At 66.8% G+C, this 20,432-nt stretch carries 19 protein-coding genes; 6 read left to right on the top strand and 13 right to left on the bottom strand.

Annotated features, from left to right (window positions below; translation table 11 throughout):
- Complete coding sequence (locus ACZK13_RS02610) at positions 1-630, top strand: CoA transferase subunit B (RefSeq protein WP_253143415.1); 630 nt, start codon at positions 1-3, stop codon at positions 628-630.
- Here the strand turns inward: ACZK13_RS02610 and ACZK13_RS02615 are convergent.
- Positions 627-3,452, bottom strand: coding sequence for a rhamnan synthesis F family protein (locus ACZK13_RS02615; RefSeq protein ID WP_253143416.1), 2,826 nt, complete (start codon positions 3,450-3,452; stop codon positions 627-629). The genes ACZK13_RS02610 and ACZK13_RS02615 overlap by 4 nt on opposite strands.
- Before the next feature lie 160 nt (positions 3,453-3,612).
- Between ACZK13_RS02615 and ACZK13_RS02620 the strand changes: the two genes are divergently transcribed.
- Positions 3,613-4,200, top strand: a complete 588-nt coding sequence (locus ACZK13_RS02620) for an alpha-ketoglutarate-dependent dioxygenase AlkB family protein (protein WP_253143417.1) — start codon at positions 3,613-3,615, stop codon at positions 4,198-4,200.
- Between the two features lie 4 nt (positions 4,201-4,204).
- On the opposite strand, the gene ACZK13_RS02625 is transcribed toward ACZK13_RS02620, so the two are convergent.
- The 4 genes from ACZK13_RS02625 to ACZK13_RS02640 are packed head-to-tail and all read right to left on the bottom strand — an operon-like array spanning position 4,205 to position 7,723.
- Positions 4,205-4,846 (bottom strand): ABC-type transport auxiliary lipoprotein family protein, encoded by a 642-nt coding sequence (locus tag ACZK13_RS02625; protein WP_478482244.1) that lies wholly within the window; start codon positions 4,844-4,846, stop codon positions 4,205-4,207.
- Positions 4,843-5,769 carry an MlaD family protein gene (locus ACZK13_RS02630; protein WP_097048756.1) on the bottom strand — a complete coding sequence of 309 codons (927 nt, stop codon included), beginning with the start codon at positions 5,767-5,769 and terminating at the stop codon, positions 4,843-4,845. Before ACZK13_RS02630 ends, ACZK13_RS02625 begins: the two co-directional genes overlap by 4 nt.
- Before the next feature lie 3 nt (positions 5,770-5,772).
- Positions 5,773-6,600, bottom strand: a complete 828-nt coding sequence (locus ACZK13_RS02635) for an ABC transporter ATP-binding protein (protein ID WP_121504842.1) — start codon at positions 6,598-6,600, stop codon at positions 5,773-5,775.
- A 1-nt stretch (position 6,601) separates the two neighbouring features.
- Positions 6,602-7,723 (bottom strand): ABC transporter permease, encoded by a 1,122-nt coding sequence (locus tag ACZK13_RS02640; RefSeq protein ID WP_049424924.1) that lies wholly within the window; start codon positions 7,721-7,723, stop codon positions 6,602-6,604.
- Positions 7,724-7,815: 92 nt separating this feature from the next.
- Here ACZK13_RS02640 and ACZK13_RS02645 point away from each other — a divergent pair, with 92 nt between their 5' ends.
- Positions 7,816-9,075, top strand: coding sequence for a threonine/serine exporter family protein (locus ACZK13_RS02645; RefSeq protein WP_049398420.1), 1,260 nt, complete (start codon positions 7,816-7,818; stop codon positions 9,073-9,075).
- Positions 9,076-9,191: 116 nt separating this feature from the next.
- Here the strand turns inward: ACZK13_RS02645 and ACZK13_RS02650 are convergent, their stop codons facing one another.
- The 3 genes from ACZK13_RS02650 to ACZK13_RS02660 form a co-directional block, all read right to left on the bottom strand.
- Positions 9,192-9,575, bottom strand: a complete 384-nt coding sequence (locus ACZK13_RS02650) for an H-NS histone family protein (protein ID WP_005415203.1) — start codon at positions 9,573-9,575, stop codon at positions 9,192-9,194.
- A 222-nt stretch (positions 9,576-9,797) separates the two neighbouring features.
- Complete coding sequence (locus tag ACZK13_RS02655) at positions 9,798-11,501, bottom strand: proline--tRNA ligase (RefSeq protein WP_032128001.1); 1,704 nt, start codon at positions 11,499-11,501, stop codon at positions 9,798-9,800.
- A gap of 560 nt (positions 11,502-12,061) precedes the next feature.
- Positions 12,062-12,436: a DUF4124 domain-containing protein gene (locus ACZK13_RS02660; protein ID WP_049400296.1), complete on the bottom strand. Its 375-nt coding sequence runs from the start codon at positions 12,434-12,436 to the stop codon at positions 12,062-12,064.
- A gap of 80 nt (positions 12,437-12,516) precedes the next feature.
- Between ACZK13_RS02660 and pssA the strand changes: the two genes are divergently transcribed.
- From pssA to rimI, 3 genes are read left to right on the top strand one after another with little or no spacing between them, the layout of a single operon-like run.
- Positions 12,517-13,293, top strand: a complete 777-nt coding sequence (gene pssA / locus ACZK13_RS02665) for a CDP-diacylglycerol--serine O-phosphatidyltransferase (RefSeq protein WP_019660986.1) — start codon at positions 12,517-12,519, stop codon at positions 13,291-13,293.
- Positions 13,290-13,799: a hypothetical protein gene (locus ACZK13_RS02670; RefSeq protein ID WP_125892548.1), complete on the top strand. Its 510-nt coding sequence runs from the start codon at positions 13,290-13,292 to the stop codon at positions 13,797-13,799. The genes pssA and ACZK13_RS02670 overlap by 4 nt, the downstream gene beginning before the upstream one ends.
- Positions 13,796-14,293, top strand: a complete 498-nt coding sequence (gene rimI, locus ACZK13_RS02675; protein ID WP_032128003.1) for a ribosomal protein S18-alanine N-acetyltransferase — start codon at positions 13,796-13,798, stop codon at positions 14,291-14,293. Before ACZK13_RS02670 ends, rimI begins: the two co-directional genes overlap by 4 nt.
- A gap of 104 nt (positions 14,294-14,397) precedes the next feature.
- On the opposite strand, the gene ACZK13_RS02680 is transcribed toward rimI, so the two are convergent.
- From ACZK13_RS02680 to ACZK13_RS02700, 5 genes are all read right to left on the bottom strand, one after another.
- Positions 14,398-15,219, bottom strand: coding sequence for an EamA family transporter (locus ACZK13_RS02680; RefSeq protein ID WP_478482506.1), 822 nt, complete (start codon positions 15,217-15,219; stop codon positions 14,398-14,400).
- A gap of 148 nt (positions 15,220-15,367) precedes the next feature.
- The gene (locus tag ACZK13_RS02685; RefSeq protein ID WP_478482245.1) at positions 15,368-18,196 is read right to left on the bottom strand and encodes a valine--tRNA ligase; all 2,829 of its coding nucleotides are present in this window, start codon (positions 18,194-18,196) and stop codon (positions 15,368-15,370) included.
- A gap of 33 nt (positions 18,197-18,229) precedes the next feature.
- Positions 18,230-18,421 (bottom strand): YqaE/Pmp3 family membrane protein, encoded by a 192-nt coding sequence (locus ACZK13_RS02690; protein ID WP_012510005.1) that lies wholly within the window; start codon positions 18,419-18,421, stop codon positions 18,230-18,232.
- A gap of 19 nt (positions 18,422-18,440) precedes the next feature.
- The gene (locus tag ACZK13_RS02695; protein WP_032128006.1) at positions 18,441-18,866 is read right to left on the bottom strand and encodes a DNA polymerase III subunit chi; all 426 of its coding nucleotides are present in this window, start codon (positions 18,864-18,866) and stop codon (positions 18,441-18,443) included.
- Positions 18,867-18,948: 82 nt separating this feature from the next.
- Positions 18,949-20,427, bottom strand: coding sequence for a leucyl aminopeptidase (locus tag ACZK13_RS02700; RefSeq protein WP_049424934.1), 1,479 nt, complete (start codon positions 20,425-20,427; stop codon positions 18,949-18,951).
- Between the last annotated feature and the right edge of the window lie 5 nt (positions 20,428-20,432).

Consider the following 20,432-nt stretch of genomic DNA (forward strand, 5'->3'; position numbering starts at 1 on the left):
ATGGCGTGGACCCGCGATGAGATGGCGGCACGTGCCGCCCGCGAACTGACCGATGGTGCCTACGTGAACCTGGGCATCGGCCTGCCGACCCTGGTTGCCAACCACATCCCCGAAGGCGTGGACGTGTGGCTGCAGTCGGAAAACGGCCTGCTCGGTATCGGCCCGTTCCCGACCGATGCCGAAGTCGATGCCGACCTGATCAACGCCGGCAAGCAGACCGTGACCGCACGTGCCGGTGCCAGCTACTTCGGCAGCCACGACAGCTTTGCGATGATCCGCGGCGGCCATGTCAACCTGGCCATCCTCGGCGCCATGCAGGTCACCGACAAGGGTGACCTGGCCAACTGGATGGTGCCCGGCAAGATGGTCAAGGGCATGGGCGGCGCGATGGATCTGGTGGCCGGCGTGCAGCGCGTGGTGGTATTGATGGAGCACACCGCCAAGAACGGCGAGCACAAGATCCTGACCGAATGCACGCTGCCGCTGACCGGTGTGGGCGTGGTCGACCGCATCATCACCGATCTGGCCGTGTTCGACGTCACCGACAAGGGCCTGTTGCTGGTGGAAGCGGCGCCGGGCGTCAGCGATGAAGAGTTGAAGGAAAAGACGGGCGTAGCCTTTCAGCGCTAGTCCTGAGGGCTCGCGCTGACTGTACCGCGTCCGGTGAACGCGTCTTCGGTGGCGAGTTGGGCAAGTACAAGGTCGGCATTCCATCGCCCACTGCCCAGACATTGGAGTGGAACCTGGACGCCCTCGGCGTCCAGGTTCAGCTCGGCGATGTCCTCATGGAGCGTATGGCAGGTTTCTTCGATGAAGGTCAGCGCCCCGGTATGGACCTCGGCGAGGATCTCCAGGGCAGCCGTTGGAAGTTCAACGGAACCGAAGCGGGGCGTATTCAGGCCCTCGCTGCTTTCAGTGAAGCCGTTGAACTGGCCGTGCGGAGCTGCCAGCAGTGACTCCAGCAGCAGGTCGTTGGCAAGGATGGGGGAGTCTGTTTCGTTGCCGCCATTGCGGCCGTCGAAGTACCGTGCCTCGGCCCAGCCCTGCGATGCCAGTGCGCTGGCGCCTGCGCGCAGGGCCATGTAGCAGCCGCCTAGTGGTGTGCCGAGCAGGCGCGCGAGGTTGCGCTGGATGCTGCCGGCGTAGCCCACGTCGATCACCATTGGCGTCGATGAGCCGACGGTACGGGCCCAGTACGCCTGATAGACCTTGCGATGGCGGGCAGCCAGCGACAGAAGTGCATCCCTGACCGGGTGCAGCCAACGCTGTACCTCGTCGGCCATTTCCGGCAGAAAGACGTCGCGCTCCATCAGCGCCGGCTGCAATGCCGCCACCCGTGCCACGGCATCTTCGCCGAGTCGTGCCTGCAGCAGGCCGCGCAGCGACCCGTTGAACGTACCCTGCATGAGCAGTGCAAGATCTGAGGCATCGAGCTGTGCGGGCAGCAGCGTCGCCCGACGCGACGCCAGAAAATAGGTGCTCTTGATCCTGGCGGCGAACGGGTGTGCGGCCTGCAGCCGGGTGAATGCCTGCTCCAGCAGATAGCCTTCGCGGCTCAGGAACAACAGGTGGTCCACCTCCCGGCGGCGAGCTACGTCGATGATATGCAGCAGGAAGTCCAGGACCAACGGGCCGAGTACCGTATAGCCCAGCGTATGTGCATCGAGCTGGGGACGACCGAGCAGCCGCTGCGGAGAGGTGTCGGCGATCGCAGCGAAGCTGTTTGCCAGCAGGCCGCGCCAAAGCTGCTCAGACCATGGTGCCTGGGTGCCCTGAGGATGGCGGAGCGGGCGAAGGCCCGGTACGACGTCCAGCAGGGTGGCCGGCCGCAGCACGTGCACGGGCGCAAGCAGGCCGCCCAGCTGCGGCATCTGGATGTCGGCGTGTTCGTTGTCACCCACATGTAGCCAGCGGCCATCTTCGCGCCCTTCCTGACGCGCCAGCTGCTTCCAACTGTCGGCAGAGTCCTTGCGCAGGCCGGTCTCGCAGGAAATCCACCACCGCGAGATGAGCTGCTGCACTCGATCGGGCAGGACCTGCCGCATGTCCTCGCTGGATAGATACATGTCGGAGAACGCCGTCAGCGAAGTCAGCTTTGCATCTACAAGCGCTGTCAGCAGACCTTGCCGCGGCCGGAGTATCGCGCACTCATGCATTCGCTCGGCATTGGCAAGCATGCTCGCATCCACGCCAGGCAACGCGAGGCGCCCGGCAAGCTCGATGTGGATCTCGGAGAGGGAGGGGTCCCGCTGCAAGATTTCACGCAGGCAGCTTTCCGCATCGGCGCGATGCCGGGAGAAATCGAATATGCCCCATTGCCGCTCCAGTCGCCAAGCGAGATGCTCGCGGGCCGCGGCGGGTGTCAGGAACACGCGGGTGACCAGCGTATCGAAAATATCGACCGTGACCATGCGTGCGTCCAGCGCGGCTAGCGTCAAACGGTCAGACAGGCCGGTTTGAAGTGCCTCGCCGACATTACGTTCACCTTCGGCAGCAAGTGCCAGGCGACCATCGGGTGGCAGGATGCCCAAGCGGAAACCCTGGTGGCGGGCGATGACGCCAAACAGGCGCTCGACGGCGTGCTGCAGCGTTCCATCCACCTGGCCCTGTTCCACGGGGAAGGCATCCAGTGGAAGGTTCAGATCGTACAGCGGTCGCAGCGCATCAACTCGCGCCCAGAACATCGAGCCGGCGGGGAAGTCTATGTAACGCTGCGCATCCAGGGCGATTCCAAGTTTCTGCGCGAGAGCGTCGCACGCGGGGCCATTGCTCAGCCAAGTGTGTGCCCAGAGTGGAACACCGTCGTAACTTTCAGGATAGACCAGGCCCAGCTGTGGGTCGGCCTGGAAGGTGCCCAAGATCCAAGCGATGCGCTCACGCGAGCCCAAAAGGCTGTCTAACAGGTAGTGGCGCCACGTCTGCTGTTCGCTACCGGTATAGAGCGATTTCTTGGTGTGAATGTGGCACACCAGATCCAGTGCCTTGATCTCTTCGCGGAACGTTACTAATAGTGGAGCGATGTCGCGACCACGATTCTGGACCTGGCGGACAAGGAGGGTCTGGACGTTCGGAAGGCGCCCGAATGCTTCACGTGCCTGCGCTTCGGCTGCAGCGTCCATCACCGAGACCAGCAAGGTAAAGCGCAGTGGCATACGCGAGAGCGTGGTGGCGAACTCGTTGATCAGGTCTGGATAGAACACGTGCGCCATCACGCCCACACTCAACCGCAGCTGTTCCAGGGGGATCGGCACAGGTAGCGCAGGCGTATCGAAGGGTTCGCTGGCGCGGGTGCGGACGACGCTGGCCGAGCGCAGGCGCGCAATGAAACCGCGCACGCCCATTGCATGAACTACCTTCAGTGCGCGGAGCAGCACCGATCCCAGTCCAGCCATGCCACCGCCGTGGCGCTGCACCGACCGTCGCGCGGTGGCGAGATAGCGCCCCAGGCTCATGACTGGCCTCTGCGGGGCTGTGGAAGAGGCGGCAGGGGGGAGGGGCACGGCATCAGGTGCATTGGGCAGTGGCGCTGAAATGTCCCGTCATTCTCCGGTTTGCGCCTGAATCGAGCAAATCAGGCATGCTCGCTGTTGCTCCTGTCCAGTACCCGGCCCAATGCTGTTTCCTCCTGATCTGCCTGACGCTGATGTCCGTCATCTATCGGGCTGGCTGCCCGCTGGCAAGGCCGCTGCATTGCTGCTGACCCTGCAGGCCGAAGTCCCCTGGGAAGTCCACCGCATCCGCATGTTCGGCAACTGGGTGGATTCGCCGCGGCTGAGCTGCTGGATCGGCGATCCGCAGGCGCGCTACCGCTATTCCGGGGCTGAATTCGTGCCGCACCCCTGGCCACCCGCGTTGCAGGCCTTGCGTGATCGCCTGCAGGTGGAAGGCCTCGGCCGCTTCAACAGCGTGCTGCTGAACCGCTATCGCGACGGCGGTGATTACATGGGCTGGCACAGCGATGACGAGCCGGAGCTGGGGCCGGCCCCGGTGATTGCTTCGCTGAGCTTGGGCACGGCGCGGCGCTTCCTGCTACGCCGACGCGATGACCCGGCGCGGAAGGCCGAGTATCTGCTCGGCCATGGCGATCTGCTGGTGATGGCCGGTCAGACCCAGCAGTTCTATCAGCACGCGCTGCCGAAGATGGCGCGGGTGCAGGGCGAGCGGATCAACCTGACGTTCCGCTGGATCACGCCGCGCTGATCGATCAGCGTGCGACGGTCGGCTGGTCGGCCTGCCCGCTGGTCAGCGTCCAGCCCACCATCTCCTGTGCCAGCTGCTGCAGGCCGCGCTCGAAGGCCGCGGTCACCGCCGGTACGTCGGTGCTGCCGACCGGCTGCGCCTGGCGGAAGGTGCGGTCAGCCACCACGCGCTGGTCGGCGACGTGGATCAGCTTGGCGTTGACCTCGATCACCACCGTCGGCGTGGCCTCTCCCTGGTAATCCGATTCGAAGCGGCGCACGTCGGTGGACAGCTTGTAGTCGGCGCGGATGCCGGCGGTGCTGCGGGCCACGCCGCGGATGCGGCCGGAATCCTCGAAGCCGCGCAGCAGGGTGTCCTCGATCATGTCGGTGGCCGGCTGGGCCCAGCTGGCGCCCTTGTAGATCTCCAGCTGCGACGGCGTCGGCCGCACGTTGATGCGCGGACTGTCGACCATGCGCGCGGCGCTGGGTTTGGCCAGCACCAGCTGCCAGCTGGCCTGCGGCCACGCCGGGTCGGCCTTCACCTGCACGGAGGGCGAGTAAAGCGTCACCGCGGTTTTCTCGCTGCTGCCGAGGATGGAGCAGCCGCCCAGCAGGGCGAGCATCGAAGTGGCCAGCAGCAGGCGCGTAAGGGTGGTCGGGCTCATTGGGGTTCGAACTCCTTCGGGGCGTCGCGGCCAAGCAGGTAGCGCGCGGGGTTGTTCTCGAGGCGGTCGCTGACCCTGCGCAGGTCGCGGATCAGGCCGCGCAACTCGGTCAGCGTCGGGCCCAGCTGGCCGAGGCCATCGTTGGCAAAGCTGTTGATCGCGGCGCGGTTCTCGCCAAGGATCGAATCGGCGTTGCCTGCGGCCGAATCAAGCTTGGCCAGGGTGCCGTCGAGCTTGTCGATGATGCCGGGCAGCTGCTGCACCAGGTTCTTGTCGAGGCGCTCGATGGTGCCGTTGGTGGTCTTCAGCGTGGTGTCCAGGCTGCGGGCGGCGTCGCGCGCGCTGAGCAGCAGCGCCTGCGTGCCCTGGTCACGGTCGGCCAGACCACCGCTGATGGTTTCCAGGTTGGCCAGTGTCGCGTTGATCGAAGCCACGTTGCGGTCGCTGAGGATCTGGTCCATGCGCTCGACGATGCGGTTGGCGACGTCGGTGATGTTCTGCAGCGCCGACGGCGTGGTCGGGATGATCGGCGCCGGGTCCTTGTTGACCGTGGTCAGCGCCGGCGACTGTGGCGTGCCGCCGCTGAGCTGGATGATCGACGGGCCGGTCAGGCTGGTGATCGCCAGCTTGGCGCGGGTATCGGTCTTGACCGGCGTGTTGGAGTTCAGGCGGATGCGCGCGACCACCTGGCGCGGGTCGTCCGGTACCAGGTTCAGTTCGGTGATCGAGCCCACCGCGATGCCGTTGTACTGCACCGGGCTGCCCACCGACAGGCCGGTCACCGCTTCGCGGAACACCACGCGGTATTCCTGCCAGGTGCGGTCGGAAGAGTACTTGGCGGCCCACAGGCCGAAGGCCAGCAGGGCCAGGCCGGTGATCAGGGTGAACGCGCCGATCAGCACGTAGTTGGCTTTGGTTTCCATGGCTCAGGCACTCTCGATCTGTTCGCCACGCGCGGCACGCGCGCGGGGTCCGTGGAAGTATTCCTGGATCCACGGATGATCCAGTTTCTCGATGTCAGGCAAGGGCGCGTTGGCCACCACCCTGCGGTCGGCGATCACCGCGACCCGGTCGCAGATCGCGTACAGCGTGTCCAGGTCGTGGGTGATCAGGAACACGGTCAGTCCCAGCGCTTCCTGCAGGGTCTTGATCAGGCGGTCAAATGCAGCCGCACCGATCGGGTCGAGGCCTGCGGTCGGTTCGTCCAGGAACAGCAGCGGCGGATCCAGCGCCAGCGCTCGGGCCAGGCCGGCGCGCTTGCGCATGCCACCGGACAACTGCGAGGGCAGCTTGTTGATCGCATCGGCGGGCAGGCCGGCCAGCTTCACCTTCAGCAGCGCCAGCTCGTAGTGCCAGCGCTCGGGCAGTTCGCGATGGTGCTCCTTCAGTGGCACCTGCACGTTCTCGCCCACGGTCAGCGAGGAGAACAGGGCACCGTCCTGGAACAGCACGCCGGTGTTGCGCTCGATGTGCAGGCGGCTCTCGGCATCGTCGGCACGCGCGTCGCGGCCGAGCACTTCGATCTGCCCGGCATCGGGCACGCGCAGGCCGAGGATCGAACGCATCAGCACCGATTTGCCGGTACCCGAACCACCCACCACGCCCAGGATCTCGCCGCGGCGTACATCCAGGTCCAGGTCCTCATGCACGGTCTGGCTGCCGAAGCGGTTGACCAGCCCGCGCACGCGGATGGCCAGCTCGTGGCCGTTGTCGTCCTGCATGGGAATTTCTTCGGGCGTCGCATGCGTGCTCATGTCACCAGTCCATGTGCATGAACCACAACGCCGCGAAGGCGTCGATGATGATCACCAGCGAGATGGTCTGCACCACGCTGGAGGTGGTGCGTTCGCCGACCGACTGCGCCGTGCCTTCGACCTTCAGGCCTTCCAGGCAGCCGATCAGGCCGATCACCAGCGCGAACACCGGCGCCTTCGACAGGCCGACCAGCATGTGGCGCACTTCCATCGTCTCGTGCATGCGCGCGATGTACATCTGCGGCGGAATATCCAGGTCGAACGCACCCACCGTGATGCCGCCGGCCAGACCGGCGACCATGGCGATGAAGGTCAGCAGGGGCAGGGTGACCAGCAGCGCCAGCAGCCGTGGCAGCACCAGCAGGTCGATTGGATCCAGGCCCAGAGTGCGCATCGCATCGATTTCCTCGCGCGCTTTCATCGCACCGATCTGCGCGGTGAAGGCGCTGGCGGTGCGGCCGGCCAGCACGATCGCGGTCAGCAGTACCGCGAATTCGCGCAGGAAGGCGATGTTGACCAGTTCGACCACATAGATCTCGGCGCCGAAGTCGCGCAGGATGGTCGAGCCGAGGAAGGCGATCACCGCGCCAACCAGGTAGGACAGCAGTGCCACCAGCGGTACCGCGTCCAGCCCGACCTGCTCCATCTGGTGCACGGTGGCGGTCAGACGGAAACGGCGGGGTTCCTTGACCAGGCGTGCGGCCTTGACTAGGTTCTCGCCGAGGAAACTGCACAGCGCTTTGATGTTGTGGCCGGTGGCATGGACGCTGACACCCAGCCGTTCCAGCGCGGCCAGCACGCCGAAATCGCGCTTGGGCCTGGGCCGGTCGTCGGCCACTTCCTCGATGGTGCACACCAGCGCCTGATGGTCCGGGCGGAACTTCAGTGCGTCTTCGCCGAGGTCGGCACGGTGGGCTACGCGCAGCACCTGCAGCACGCCGGCCGAATCCATCTTCTCGATGGCGGTGGCATCGATGCCGGTCAGCGTGTCGGGAACGCCGCGCAGCACTTCGGCCGCGGCCAGCGCGGTCTTCAAGGTCCAGGTGCCGGACAGGCGGATCACGCCCGGGTCATGGGCATCCTGTTCGAGCTGGGGGGCGTGGTTCGGGGTCACTTGGGCCATTCGGGTCGCAGCATAACCGTTCTGTATTGGGCATCGCGTCGAACTCGGATGAATTTCTCCGGTAAGGCCCAGCCTAGGTAATACTACGGCGCATGTCCGCAGACGCTCACACGATCCCCACGCCCCAGGCCACCTACGCGCAGCGCGTGGCCTTCGTTTCCGAGATCGCCGGACGCCTGCACAGCTACGGCACAACGGCCCAGCGCCTGGAAACGGCAGTGGTGGCACTGGCCCGCCAGCTCGATCTGGATTGTGAACCGTGGTCGAATCCCACCGGTATCATCCTCAGCTTCAGCGACCCTGCGCAGGCGATCGGCTCCAGTGACATCACCCGCGTGATCCGTCTGGCCCCCGGCGAGAACGACCTGCACAAGCTCAGCGTGGCCGACCATATCGCCGAGGAAGTGGCCAACGGGCGGATGAGCATCGCCCAGGGCCACACCGCGCTGCGCCAGCTGGACAAGGATCCGGGCCGGCGCGGCAAGCTGCGCACCATCCTTTCGTTCACCCTCGGCGCGGCCGGTGTGGCCGGCATGTGGAAGCTGCCGTGGCTGGACATTGCCACCGCCGGTGTCATTGGCCTGATGATCGGCCTGCTCGGCATGGTCACCGACCGTCGCCCGGCCACCCGCGAAGCCGCCGAGGCACTGGCCGCGCTGCTGGCCGGCCTGGTCGCCACCCTGGTCGCGTCCTTCATCGGCGCGCTCAATCTCAACACGGTGATCATCGCCTCGCTGGTGGTGCTGCTGCCCGGCATGTCGCTGACCAATGCGGTCAATGAACTGGCCAGCCAGCACTGGGTGTCGGGTACCGCGCGCTTTGCCGGCGCGCTGACCACCATCATGAAGCTCAGCGTCGGCGCGATGATCGCGGTGACCCTGGCCGACGTGCTCGGCCTCGATCCGGTGATCCGCGCCACGCGTCCGCAGGGGCCGTGGGTGGAGTGGGGCTCACTGCTGACCGCGGCGTTTGCCTTCGCGATGCTGTTCAAGGCCAACCGCCGCGATTATCCGTGGGTGATCGCGGCCTCGGTGGCTGGTTATGCGATCTCCAAGTTCGGTGGCCACGCCTGGGGCGCGCCGGCTGGCATCTTCCTGTCGGCGATGCTGCTGACCGCCGGTGGCAATCTGTTCGGCCGCCTAGTCGGCCGCCCGGGCGCAATCATCCGCCTGCCCGGCATCATCATGATGGTGCCCGGCAGCACCAGCCTGCGCGGCGTGCTGACCCTGGTCCAGCAGCAGGACGTGGGCGCCGGCCAGAGCGTGTTCCTCACCGTGCTCAACGTGGTGATGGCGCTGGTCGCTGGCCTGCTGTTCGGCAACCTGCTGATGCCGGCCCGCAAAACCCTGTAATCGCCCTCTGGGCTGCTTCCTGTGGATGTGGACCGTTGGTCCACACCCCTTTCCTTTCCGGGGAATGAAAAAACGCCGGCTTTCGCCGGCGTTTTTCATTGCATCCCGATCCGGCCTCAGGCCTTCTTGATCAGGAAATCTTCCGGCTTCTTGTTGCCCTTGGCGGTCAGCTCGGCCATCCAGCGCGGCTGCTTGCCACGGCCGGTCCAGGTTTCCTTCGGATTGGCCGGGTTGCGGTACTTCGGCGCAACCTTGCCCAGCTTGCGGCCAGCGGTCTTCGACGGTGCCTTGGCAACCTTGGCCACCTTGCGCGCGCGCGGGGCCGGGGCGTCGCCGAACAGTTCCTCGATGGTGTAACCCTCGGTCTTGGCCAGCTTGGTCAGCTGTGCCCGGACCTTGGTGATCGGCCGGCGCTTGGCGACGATGGTCTGCTGCTTCTTGGCGGTGCGGATCAGGGCGCCCAGCTCGCGTGCCGACAGGCCGGTCAGGTCAATGCTCATTTACGGTTACTCCGGAAACTAATAAGTGGACGGGACGAGCCAGTCCCTGGCGTCGCGGGACAGAATAAAGATGAATTAATCGCAGCACAAATGCAGACCGGTCATGGCCTGGCAGCATCCCGGCTGCATTGCGTCGATTTTGACCGGATTATGTCCGCTACAATATTGCTCAAATGGGCGTCAGGCAAAAAAAGACCGGGGCATGCCCCGGTCTTTTCCTGATCAACCCTGCAGGCGCTGCAGCAGGGTGGCCTTGTCCAGGCTTTCCGCTTCGCTGGCACGACGCGAGCGGTACTCGTAGGTGCCGGCGGCCAGACCACGTTCGCTCACCACCACGCGGTGCGGGATGCCGATCAGTTCCATGTCGGCGAACATTGCGCCCGGGCGCAGGCCACGGTCGTCGAGTGCCGCGTCCAGGCCCGCATCGCGCAGCTCCTGCAGCAGGTTGGCCGCGGCGTCGGCCACGGCGGCGTCGCCCTTCGGATTGATCACGCACACCACCACCTGCCACGGCGCCATCGCGTCCGGCCAGATGATGCCGGCATCGTCATGGTTCTGTTCGATCGCGGCAGCCACCACGCGCGAGATACCGATGCCATAGCAGCCCATCGCCATCACCGCCGCCTTGCCGTTCTCGTCCAGAACGGTGGCATCCAGCGCTTCGGCGTACTTGCGGCCGAGCTGGAACACGTGGCCGACTTCGATGCCACGGGCGATCTTCAGTTCACCACCGTCCAGCGCGCGGTCACCGGCACGCACGTTGCGGATGTCGGCCACTTCCGGTTCCGGCAGGTCGCGGCCCCAGTTGACGCCAGCCAGGTGGAAACCGGCTTCGTTGGCGCCGACGACGAAGTCGGACATCGCCGCCACTTCGCGATCGGCCACCACGCGGATGGCCTTGGCCGGGGCGACCGGGCCGAGGAAGCCCGGCACGCTGCCCAGGTGCTCGGCGATTTCCGCCTCACTGGCGAAGCGCTGTTCGTCCAGGCCGGCAACCTTGGCCAGCTTGATCTCGTTGACCTCATGGTCGCCGCGTACCAGCAGCAGCACGAACTGCTGTGCCTTGCCTTCGCCGGCGATCAGCGCCACCGATTTCACCGTGCGCTGCAGGTCGATGCCGAGCAGCGCCGCGACATCCTCGCAGGTTTTCTGGGTGGGGGTATCGACCTTGCGCATGGCTTCGCTGGCGGCCGCACGCGGTGCCGGATCGGCAGCGATCGCCGCTTCCATGTTGGCCGCGTAGTCCGAACCGGTGGAGAACACCAGCGCGTCTTCGCCGGAATCGGCGATGACGTGGAATTCCTGCGAGGCATCACCGCCGATCGCGCCGGAGTCGGCCTGCACCATGCGGAAATCCAGGCCGAGGCGGGTGAAGATACGGCTGTAGGCCGACTTCATGTTCTCGTACTCGCGCACCAGGCACTCATCGTGCAGGTGGAACGAATAGGCGTCCTTCATCAGGAACTCGCGCGAACGCATCACGCCGAAGCGCGGACGGATCTCGTCGCGGAACTTGGTCTGCACCTGGTAGAAGTTCACCGGCAGCTGCTTGTAGCTGGACAGCTCGCTGCGCGCGAAGTCGCAGGCGGCTTCTTCGGCGGTCGGGCTGTAGCAGAACACCTGGTCCTTGCGGTCCTTGATCTTCAGCAGCTGCGGGCCGAACTTCTGCCAGCGCCCGGTCTGCTCCCAAAGTTCCTTCGGCTGGATGGTCGGGATCTGGAATTCCACGGCACCGGCGCGGTCCATTTCCTCGCGCACGATGCGTTCAACCTTGCGCAGCACGCGCAGGCCCAGCGGCGACCAGGTGTATAGGCCCGATGCCAGCTTGCGGATCATGCCCGCGCGCAGCATCAGCCGGTGGCTGGTGAGCTCGGCGTCGCTGGGGGTTTCCTTGGTGGTGTGCAGGTGGAACTGGGAGAGGCGCATCGTCGGCTTCGGATAACGGCAGAGACGCCTATTCTGCCAGCCCGGCCGGGGGGAGGGGTATCGGCAGGGCTGCGCCCTGCACCCGCCTCAAGCAACGTCAACTGCAACTGCAACAGCGGGCTTCCCGTGGGATGGCGGGGTGGGTCCGGTTGCGGGGGACGCCGTAAATACGTCCCTGTGGCTCGGTCGCGCCATCCATGGCGCTCACGCCCTCGCAACCGGACCCACCCCGCCTTCGACAGTTTTCCGCGATCTGCCGCCCTTTTGTAGGGCCGAGCCATGCTCGGCTGCTGTTCGATCAATTCTCGAACTATTCGATTTCCATGGAGATTCATCCACGCATGGCGTGGATCTACTGACCACCGGGAATCTGTCGGGGGTGGGGCGGTGTCGGATTGCGGGGTGTCAGCCGCATGGATGCGGCTGCCAAGCCTACAGGGACGTACTTGCGGCGTCCCCGCACTCCGACACCGCCCCGCCATTCCACGGAATGCCCGCTCTTGACGTTGCCCTTGCTACCGCCTCTGCGGGTGCAGGGCTGCAAGCCCTGCCGATAACCCTCACTCCGCCGGGCAGTAGGCCTTGATGGCGGCTTCAGCCAATCCCTTCTGCGCGCTGCGCTGCTCCGGAGCCAACGCGGTATCGGCCTTGCCATCACCATCGGTGTCCTGCATTACCTGGCCGCCGCCGTCCAGCAGGGCCAGGTTGGCGCGGGCGGTGCTGCACTGCTCGGGCACCGGCGCGGCCGGGGTCTCGGCGCTGGCCGCCGCCTGGGGACTGCGCGCCTGCGCCCGGGTCTCGAACTTCCTGCCCGCCGGCGGGGTCTCCGAATACTGGGTCACGCCATTGGCGTCCTTCCATTTATAGACCGGGCCGGCCACGGCGTTGGCACTGGCCAACAGCAGCAGGCATCCAAGGCAGGACAGGGCACGCATGGCAAACTCCACGGAATGGGCGTAGAACGCCGATTGCAGCATTGGCGCCGAGCACTGGCAAGTCGATTAAACTGGATTCCATGGACCCGATCACACCGCCGCCGCGTTCGCGCACGATTTACCTGCTGCCCAACCTGTTCACCACCGCCGGCCTGTTTGCCGGCTTCTACGCGATCATCGCCGCGGCCAACGGGGACTTCGTCAACGCCAGCATCGCCGTGTTCGTGGCGGCGGTGATGGATGGCCTGGATGGGCGCGTGGCGCGCCTGACCGGCACCAGCAGCGAATTCGGCGTGCAGTACGACTCGCTGGCCGACCTGGTCAGCTTCGGCATGGCCCCGGCGCTGGTGATGTACCACTGGTCGCTGTCGTGGCTGAAGTTCGACGACCCGCTGCTGGGTCGCGTCGGCTGGGCCGTGGCCTTCCTGTATGCCGCCTGCGCGGCGCTGCGCCTGGCCCGCTTCAATACCCAGGTAGCGGTGGTCGACAAGCGCTGGTTCGTCGGCCTTGCCAGCCCGGCCGCGGCCGGCCTGATGATGTCCTTCGTCTGGGCGTTCGCCGATGGCAACCTGGGCTGGGACGGCAACCAGCTGCGCTACGTGGCGCTGGCGGTGACGATCATCGCGGCGCTGCTGATGGTCAGCCGCATCCGCTTCTGGAGCTTCAAGGGCGGCGGCGCCAAGGGCACCCGCTCCGACCGCGTGCCGTTCCTGGTACTGGCCCTGGTGCCAGTGGCGATCGCCATTGCGGTCATCGACCTGCCGCGCGTGCTGTTCGCGGTGGGCATCCTGTATGCCTTGTCGGGCCCGGTGATGTGGGCCGTGCAGCGCCTGCGCAAGAAGCCCGAGGCCGCGTGAGCGAGGACCTGCCCGTGCTGTGGTCACCGGCCCAGCAGGCCTGGCTGCAGGCCATGGGCTACACCGTCTATCACGACGGCCAGCTGGCCGCCGAGCTGGATGCCGCGCTGCAGCTGAGCGTGGCCGAAGCCGAGGCGGCTGCCACACCAGCGGCGGAGCAGGCGCGGGCGCCAACCGCACCCGCGCGCGAACCTCTGGCTGCGGCCGCACCGGTTTCCCGCCAGGAACGCCCGGCGCCAGCGCGCCGCGAGACCCCGGTCAGCGCACCGGACACCGCGCCCGCCGCTGCCCGGCCGCTGCCTGGCGGCAATGCCCGGCAGCCGGTGGTGCGCCTGCCGGATCGCCTGCAGATCGCCTTGCTGCGCGCGTCCGGCTGCAATCCCAATGATCCGGCCACGCAGGCGCTGATGGACAGCTGGCCGCTGGACCAGCTGCGTCAGGACCCGGCCGCCAAGCGCGCGCTGTGGCCGCAGCTGCGCGCCCTGCGCAAGCGGGGTGCGCCATGAGTGCGGTCAGCCAGCCCGGTCCGGTCAGCCTGCGCGCGCTGCGCGAGAGCGACCTCAACGCGGTGATGGCGATTGAAGTACGCGGCTATCCGTTTCCCTGGACCCGCGGCATCTTCGTCGACTGTCTGCGTGCGGGCTATCCGGGCCTGGCCATGGAGCGTGATGGCCAGCTGATCGGCTATGGCGTGCTCAGCATCGCGGCCGACGAGGCCCATGTGCTGAACGTCTGCATCGATCCACTGACGCAGTCGCGTGGGCTCGGACGTCAGTTGCTGCGCGCGCTGGTACAGCTGGCCGGCGACCGGGGGGCGCAGCGTGTGTTCCTGGAAGTGCGTCCGTCCAACACACCCGCGCTGGCCTTGTACCACAGCGAAGGCTTCAACGAGATCGGTCGCCGCCCGCGTTACTACCCGGCCGCACAGGGCCGCGAAGACGCGGTGGTGATGGCGATCGAACTGGTCGACGGCGACCTGCAGGCGATGCCGCCGCTGTAACGGAGCAGGGTTGCCGGCCTGCGGCCGGCACTACCGATGGATCTCCGCTGTCATCGACACATCACCTACCGTGGTAGGTGCCAGCCTTGGTTGGCACGCTTTCCTCACGCCAGCCGCAGTGCCAACACACCCCCGACGATCAACGCCGCCGCCAGCCAGCGCGCGCGCGGAATCCGTTCGCGCAGCAGGAACACCGAGATCAGCAACGCGAACAGGATCGACGATTCGCGCAACGCCGAGACCATCGCCACCGGCGCCTGGGTCATTGCCCACAACGCCATCGCATACGAGGTGGTGGTGCCGACGCCACCGGCCAGCCCCAGCGGCCAGTGCTGTCGCGCATAGTCCAGCACCGCGCCGCGGCGCGTGTACAGCGCCCACAGTGGCAGTGGAATGCCCGACAGCAGGAACAGCCACAACGTATAGCTGAGTGCGCTGCCGGACTGACGCGCGCCCTGCGCATCGACCAGCGTGTAGGTGGCGATCATCGCCGCGGTCAGCAGCGGCAGGCGCAGCTGACCGCCACGCGCCCCCAGCGCCATGCACAGGATGCCGGTGCTGACCAGCACCACGCCCAGCCACGCTGCCGGTGGCAGCTGCTCGCCCAGCAGTGTGCCCGCCAACGCGACCAGGATCGGCGCGCTGCCACGCATCAGCGGGTAGGCCAGGCTCATGTCGACCTGCTGGTAACAACGTGCGACCAGCCCGTAATAGGTCACCTGCAGCAGCACCGAAGCGGCCAGCCATGGCCAGCTGTGCGCGGCGGGGAAGGGCAGGAAGGGCAGGGCAGCGGCGGACAGCAACGCGGCGCTGCCGGTGACCAGCACGGTGCCGAGGAACTTGTCCGGCCCGCGCTTGACGATCGCGTTCCAGCTGGCGTGCAGGGCTGCAGCGGCGAGAACCAGCAGGAAGATGGAAAGCGGCATCCAGCGATGATGCCATGCGCGCGAAATGTAGAGTCGAGCCATGCTCGACTGCTGTCATGAGTCGAGCCATGCTCGACTGCTGTCATGAGTCGAGCGGGGCTCGACTCTACAAAAGAAACGCCGGGCAGCACCCGGCGCTTCCCGGCGCTTACAGCTTCGCGCGCTGCTCGCGCAGGCCGGCCAGCTGGGTGTTCCAGTCGACCAGGCGCACGCGTTCCTGCTCGACCACGGCCGGCGGCACCTTGTCGGTGAACTTGGCCAGCTTGGTCTCGCTCTTTTCCTTTTCGGCTTCGACGCGGGCGATTTCCTTGTCCAGGCGCACACGCTCGGCATCGAGATCGACCAGGCCTTCCAGCGGCACCAGCAGCTTCAGCTCACCGACAATCGCGGCGGCAGCCGGCGGTGCACTTTCGCCTTCAGCCAGCCACTGGATGCTGTCCAGCTTGAGCAGGAACGACAGCGAGGCGCTGAAACGTTCGATGCGCACGCGATCCTGCTCCAGACCGGCCTGCAGGCGCAGCGGCACCAGCTTGGACGGGGCCACGTTCAGTTCGCTGCGCACGCGGCGCACGGCACTGATCACGGCCTTCAGCCATTCCACGTCGGCCTCGGCCTGGGCGAAATCGCCTTCGAACTCGGCGGCGGTCGGGTACGGGCGCAGCGACAGCGTGGTTTCGGTCAGGCCCAGTCGCGGGGCCAGCTGCTGCCACAGCTGTTCGGTGATGAACGGCGTGAGCGGGTGCAGCAGGCGCAGCAGCGCTTCCAGCACGTACAGCAGAGTGTGGCGGGTGCTTTCGGCGTCGGCGGCATCGGCACCATTCAGTGCCGGCTTGCTCAGCTCCAGGAACCAGTCGCAGAACTCGTTCCAGGCGAACTCGTACAGGCACTGCGCCAGCAGGTCGAAGCGGTAGTTGGCGTAGTGGCCCTGCGCCTCGGTGGACACCGCCGCCAGGCGCGCCAGGATCCAGCGCTCGGCATCGGTGCGCGGCGTCGGCACGCCGGTGAACGTTGCACCCTCGGTGTTCATCAGGGTGAAGCGGCTGGCGTTCCACAGCTTGTTGCAGAAGTTCTTGTAGCCCTCGGCGCGGTTCATGTCGAACTTGATGTCGCGGCCGTGGGTGGCCAGCGCGGCGATGGTGAAGCGCAGCGCATCGGCACCGTGGGCAGCAATGCCGTCCGGGAATTCCTTGCGGGTGGCCTTCTCGATCTTCTCCACCATCTTCGGCTGCATCAGGCCGCCGGTGCGCTTGGCGACCAGATCGTCGATGGTGATGCCGTCGATGATGTCCAGCGGATCGAGCACGTTGCCCTTGCTCTTGGACATCTTCTGGCCCTGGCCGTCGCGGATCAGGCCGGTGAAGTAGACGTCCTTGAACGGGATCTTCCCGACCAGGTTGTCGGTGGCCATGATCATGCGCGCCACCCAGAAGAAGATGATGTCGAAGCCAGTGATCAGCACCGACGACGGCAGGTAGCGGTCGAAGCCGCGCTCGGCCATGGCCTGTTCGTTCGGCCAGCCCAGGGTGGAGAATGGCCACAGCTGCGAGGAGAACCAGGTCTCCAGCACGTCGCTTTCCTGGTTCAGCACCACGTCGCTGCCCAGGTTGTGCTTCGCCCGCACTTCCTCTTCGCTGCGACCGACGTAGCAGCTGCCGGTGGCTTCGTCGAACCACGCCGGAATGCGGTGGCCCCACCACAGCTGGCGGCTGATGCACCAGTCCTGGATGTTGTTCATCCAGTGGCGGTAGGTGTTGATCCAGTTCGGCGGCACGAAGGAAATGCTGCCGTCTTCGACCAGCTCCAGGCCACGCTTGGCCAGGTCGTCCATCTTCACGAACCACTGGTCGGTCAGGTACGGCTCGATCACCTGGCCGGTACGGTCGCCGCGCGGCACCTGCAGCTTGTGCGCCTTGGTCTCGACCAGGATGCCCAGGTCTTCCAGCTCGGCCAGCACGGCCTTGCGCGCGGCGTAGCGGTCCAGGCCCTGGAAACGCTCCGGCGCGTTTTCGTTCAGCGCCGCCACCGGGGTGAACAGGTTGATCATCGGCAGGCTGTGGCGCACGCCCACTTCGTAGTCGTTGAAATCGTGCGCCGGGGTGACCTTGACCACGCCGGTGCCGAAGGCACGGTCCACGTAGTCGTCGGCGATCACCGGGACGCGGCGGCCGGTCAGCGGCAGCACCACGCTCTTGCCGATCAGGTGCGCATAGCGCTCGTCTTCCGGGTGCACCATCACCGCGGTATCGCCCAGCAGGGTTTCCGGGCGGGTGGTGGCGACGACCAGGTAGTCGCGGGTTTCGCGCAGGGTTTCCACGCCGTCGGCATCGCGCTCGACGTGTTCGTAGCTCAGGCCCTCATCCAGCGTGTAGGCGATCGACCACAGGAAGCCGTCTTCCTCGGCGCTTTCCACTTCCAGGTCGGAAATGGCGGTCTTCAGCACCGGGTCCCAGTTGACCAGGCGCTGGCCGCGGTAGATCAGGCCCTGCTCGTACCAGCGCACGAAGGCCTCGTTGACCGCCGCCGACGGCTGCGGGTCCATGGTGAAGGTGCTGCGCGACCAGTCGGCGGAGGTGCCGAGGCGGCGCATCTGGCGTTCGATGGTGTCGCCGGACTGCTGCTTCCACTCCCAGACCTTGCCGATGAAGCCTTCGCGGCCCAGCGAATCGCGGGTCTCGCCCTTGCCTTCCAGCGCCAGGTTGCGGCTGACCACCATTTCGGTGGCGATGCCGGCGTGGTCGGTGCCGACCTGCCACAGCGTGTCGTAGCCACGCATGCGGTGGTAGCGCACCAGCGCGTCCATCAGGGTCTGCTGGAAGGCGTGGCCCATGTGCAGGGTGCCGGTCACGTTCGGCGGCGGCAGCAGGATGGTGTACGGCTCGCCCGTGCCGGACGGCTTGAAGTGGCCGGCCTTCTCCCAGGCCTCGTAGAGGTCGGTCTCGAAGGACTTCGGGTCGTAACTGGAGGCGAGTTGGGTCATGCGGGGGAACCGGTAATCAAGGCGGAAGGGAGATCAGCGCGGCCCGAGGGCGCGCCGGATCTTCTGGTCGGTGTGGTACTGGCTGACCGCGTAGGCGGCCCAGATCGCGGCGGGCAGCCAGCCGATCAGGGTGATCTGCAGGATCAGGCAGACGATGCCGGCAAACGGCCGGCCGATGGTGAAAAAGGACAGCCAGGGAAGAATCAGGGCGATCAGCAGGCGCATCAAGGGGTCCTCGCTGGACTTACATGTCGTGCTTGTTCAGGTCGTAACCGGCGGTCTTGTACTGGCGCCAGCGTTCGCGCAGCGGTTCGCGCGCTTCCGGGTCGGCCGGAACCACTTCCAGCACGCGCTCGCACTCGCCCAGCCAGGGTTCATCACGCAGGTTGATCACCAGCGGGCGCGCCGGTGCCTCGGTGCCCGGCACGGCGATCAGCACCAGGGCTTCTTCCTCGTCCATGTCCTCGCCGGCGATCTGGTGCGGGATGTAGGCATCGTTGTCGAACGCCCACAGCAGTTCGTCCAGCTCCTCGGCCTGGGCCTGGTCGCGGGCCAGCACCAGGGTGAACAACCCGGCGTCGTTGGCCTTGCGCGCCAGCTCGCAGACCAGGCGCAACGGCTCGGTCAGGAAGCGGGGCTTGGCGATCAGGTAGAAGTCGGCGCGGGGCATGGCAGGGTCCGGGTCAGGCAGGGGCCCGGCAGTGCCGGGCGAGGCCCCAGCCGGCGGGGGCCGGCCAGGGTCGGGTACGGCATCAGGCGCGGGCGGCCTGGTCCAGCAGCCACTGGCTCAGCAGGCCGACCGGGCGGCCGGTGGCCATGCCACGCTTGCCTTCATCGCTGGCCACGCCGGCGATGTCCAGGTGGGCCCAGCGCTGGCCTTCGGCGAAGCGCGACAGGAAGCAGCCGGCAGTGATCGCGCCGGCCCAGCGGCCGCCGATGTTGTAGACGTCGGCGAAGGTCGAATCCAGCATCGGCTGGTACTCGTCCCACAGCGGCAGGCGCCAGGCGCGGTCGAACACCTGCTCGCCGGCGGCCAGCAGCTCGTTGGCCAGGTCGTCGTGCTTGCTCATCAGGCCGGCGGTCTGGTGGCCCAGGGCGACCATGCAGGCGCCGGTTAGGGTGGCGACGTCGACCAGCGCGGCCGGCTCGAAGCGCTGCGCGTAGGTCAGCGCGTCGCACAGGATCAGGCGGCCTTCGGCGTCGGTGTTGCCGACTTCGATGGTCTTGCCCGACATCGAGGTGATCACGTCGGACGGGCGGTAGGCGTTGCCATCGATGGCGTTTTCCACCGCCGGCACCACCACCACCAGGTTCAGCGGCAGCTTGGCCTTGACCGCAGCGACGAAGGTGCCGATGACGTTGGCGCCACCGCACATGTCGTACTTCATCTCTTCGATGCCGCCCTGGGTCTTCAGGTTGACGCCACCGGTATCGAAGGTGATGCCCTTGCCGACCAGCACGTACGGTTTGGCGTCGCCGCCATTGTTCCACTTCAGTACGACCAGGCGCGGGCGGTTGGCCGAACCACGGGCCACGGCCAGCAGCGAGCCCATGCCCAGCGCTTCCATCTGGTGCTCGTCGAGGATCTCGGCTTCGGCACCGTCGTGCTCGCCGGCGAACTTCACACCCACTTCGGCCAGATGGGCCGGGGTGCAGTAGTTCGGCGGCAGGTTGCCCAGCTCGCGGGCGAACTCGACACCGGCGGCGATGGCCTGGCCCTGGGCCAGGGCCTGCGCGTCGTCACCGGCGATGGCCAGCTGGGCCAGGCCGGCGTCGTCGGCCTTCTTCTTGCCCAGGGTGGCGGTGTAGCGGTACGCGGCATGATCGGCGGCGATCACCGCCTGGCGGATCGCCCAGGCCGCGTCGCGGTCCTTCACCGCCACTTCGGACAGGGTGAACAGTGCGCTGCGGGCAGCACCGGCCTTCAGCGCGCGCACGGCGTCGCCGACGGCCTTCAGGTACTGCGGCACGCCGAAGCGGGCGGCTTCGCCCAGGCCGACCACCAGCACGCGCGGGGCGGTCACGCCCGGCAGGTCATGCAGCAGGGTGGTGGCGCCGGTCTTGCCGGACAGGTCGCCGCGCTGGGCCAGGGCGGCCAGGCGGCCACCGCTGGCGGCGTCCAGGGCCTGTGCGGCCGGGGTCAGGGTATGGTCGGCATACGCGCCAACCACCAGGCAATCGACGGTGGCGGCGGCCGGAGCAACGTGGTTCAGGGTGAATTCGAGGGCCATTGAGC

It is taken from the genome of Stenotrophomonas sp. 99219_Sma (assembly GCF_056480785.1).

Excerpts from the sequence above, each read along its gene's own strand:
- ACZK13_RS02650 (WP_005415203.1), bottom strand. The coding sequence starts at position 9,575 with ATGAGCATTGACCTGACCGGCCTGTCGGCACGCGAGCTGGGCGCCCTG.
- ACZK13_RS02690 (WP_012510005.1), bottom strand. The coding sequence starts at position 18,421 with ATGCGCCTGCTGATCGCCCTGATTCTTCCCTGGCTGTCCTTTTTCACC.
- ACZK13_RS02635 (WP_121504842.1), bottom strand. The coding sequence starts at position 6,600 with ATGAGCACGCATGCGACGCCCGAAGAAATTCCCATGCAGGACGACAAC.
- ACZK13_RS02645 (WP_049398420.1), top strand. The coding sequence starts at position 7,816 with ATGTCCGCAGACGCTCACACGATCCCCACGCCCCAGGCCACCTACGCG.
- rimI (WP_032128003.1), top strand. The coding sequence starts at position 13,796 with ATGAGTGCGGTCAGCCAGCCCGGTCCGGTCAGCCTGCGCGCGCTGCGC.
- ACZK13_RS02700 (WP_049424934.1), bottom strand. The coding sequence starts at position 20,427 with ATGGCCCTCGAATTCACCCTGAACCACGTTGCTCCGGCCGCCGCCACC.
- ACZK13_RS02655 (WP_032128001.1), bottom strand. The coding sequence starts at position 11,501 with ATGCGCCTCTCCCAGTTCCACCTGCACACCACCAAGGAAACCCCCAGC.
- ACZK13_RS02695 (WP_032128006.1), bottom strand. The coding sequence starts at position 18,866 with ATGCCCCGCGCCGACTTCTACCTGATCGCCAAGCCCCGCTTCCTGACC.
- pssA (WP_019660986.1), top strand. The coding sequence starts at position 12,517 with ATGGACCCGATCACACCGCCGCCGCGTTCGCGCACGATTTACCTGCTG.
- ACZK13_RS02660 (WP_049400296.1), bottom strand. The coding sequence starts at position 12,436 with ATGCGTGCCCTGTCCTGCCTTGGATGCCTGCTGCTGTTGGCCAGTGCC.
- ACZK13_RS02680 (WP_478482506.1), bottom strand. The coding sequence starts at position 15,219 with ATGCCGCTTTCCATCTTCCTGCTGGTTCTCGCCGCTGCAGCCCTGCAC.
- ACZK13_RS02610 (WP_253143415.1), top strand. The coding sequence starts at position 1 with ATGGCGTGGACCCGCGATGAGATGGCGGCACGTGCCGCCCGCGAACTG.
- ACZK13_RS02620 (WP_253143417.1), top strand. The coding sequence starts at position 3,613 with ATGCTGTTTCCTCCTGATCTGCCTGACGCTGATGTCCGTCATCTATCG.
- ACZK13_RS02630 (WP_097048756.1), bottom strand. The coding sequence starts at position 5,769 with ATGGAAACCAAAGCCAACTACGTGCTGATCGGCGCGTTCACCCTGATC.
- ACZK13_RS02625 (WP_478482244.1), bottom strand. The coding sequence starts at position 4,846 with ATGAGCCCGACCACCCTTACGCGCCTGCTGCTGGCCACTTCGATGCTC.
- ACZK13_RS02640 (WP_049424924.1), bottom strand. The coding sequence starts at position 7,723 with ATGGCCCAAGTGACCCCGAACCACGCCCCCCAGCTCGAACAGGATGCC.
- ACZK13_RS02685 (WP_478482245.1), bottom strand. The coding sequence starts at position 18,196 with ATGACCCAACTCGCCTCCAGTTACGACCCGAAGTCCTTCGAGACCGAC.
- ACZK13_RS02615 (WP_253143416.1), bottom strand. The coding sequence starts at position 3,452 with ATGAGCCTGGGGCGCTATCTCGCCACCGCGCGACGGTCGGTGCAGCGC.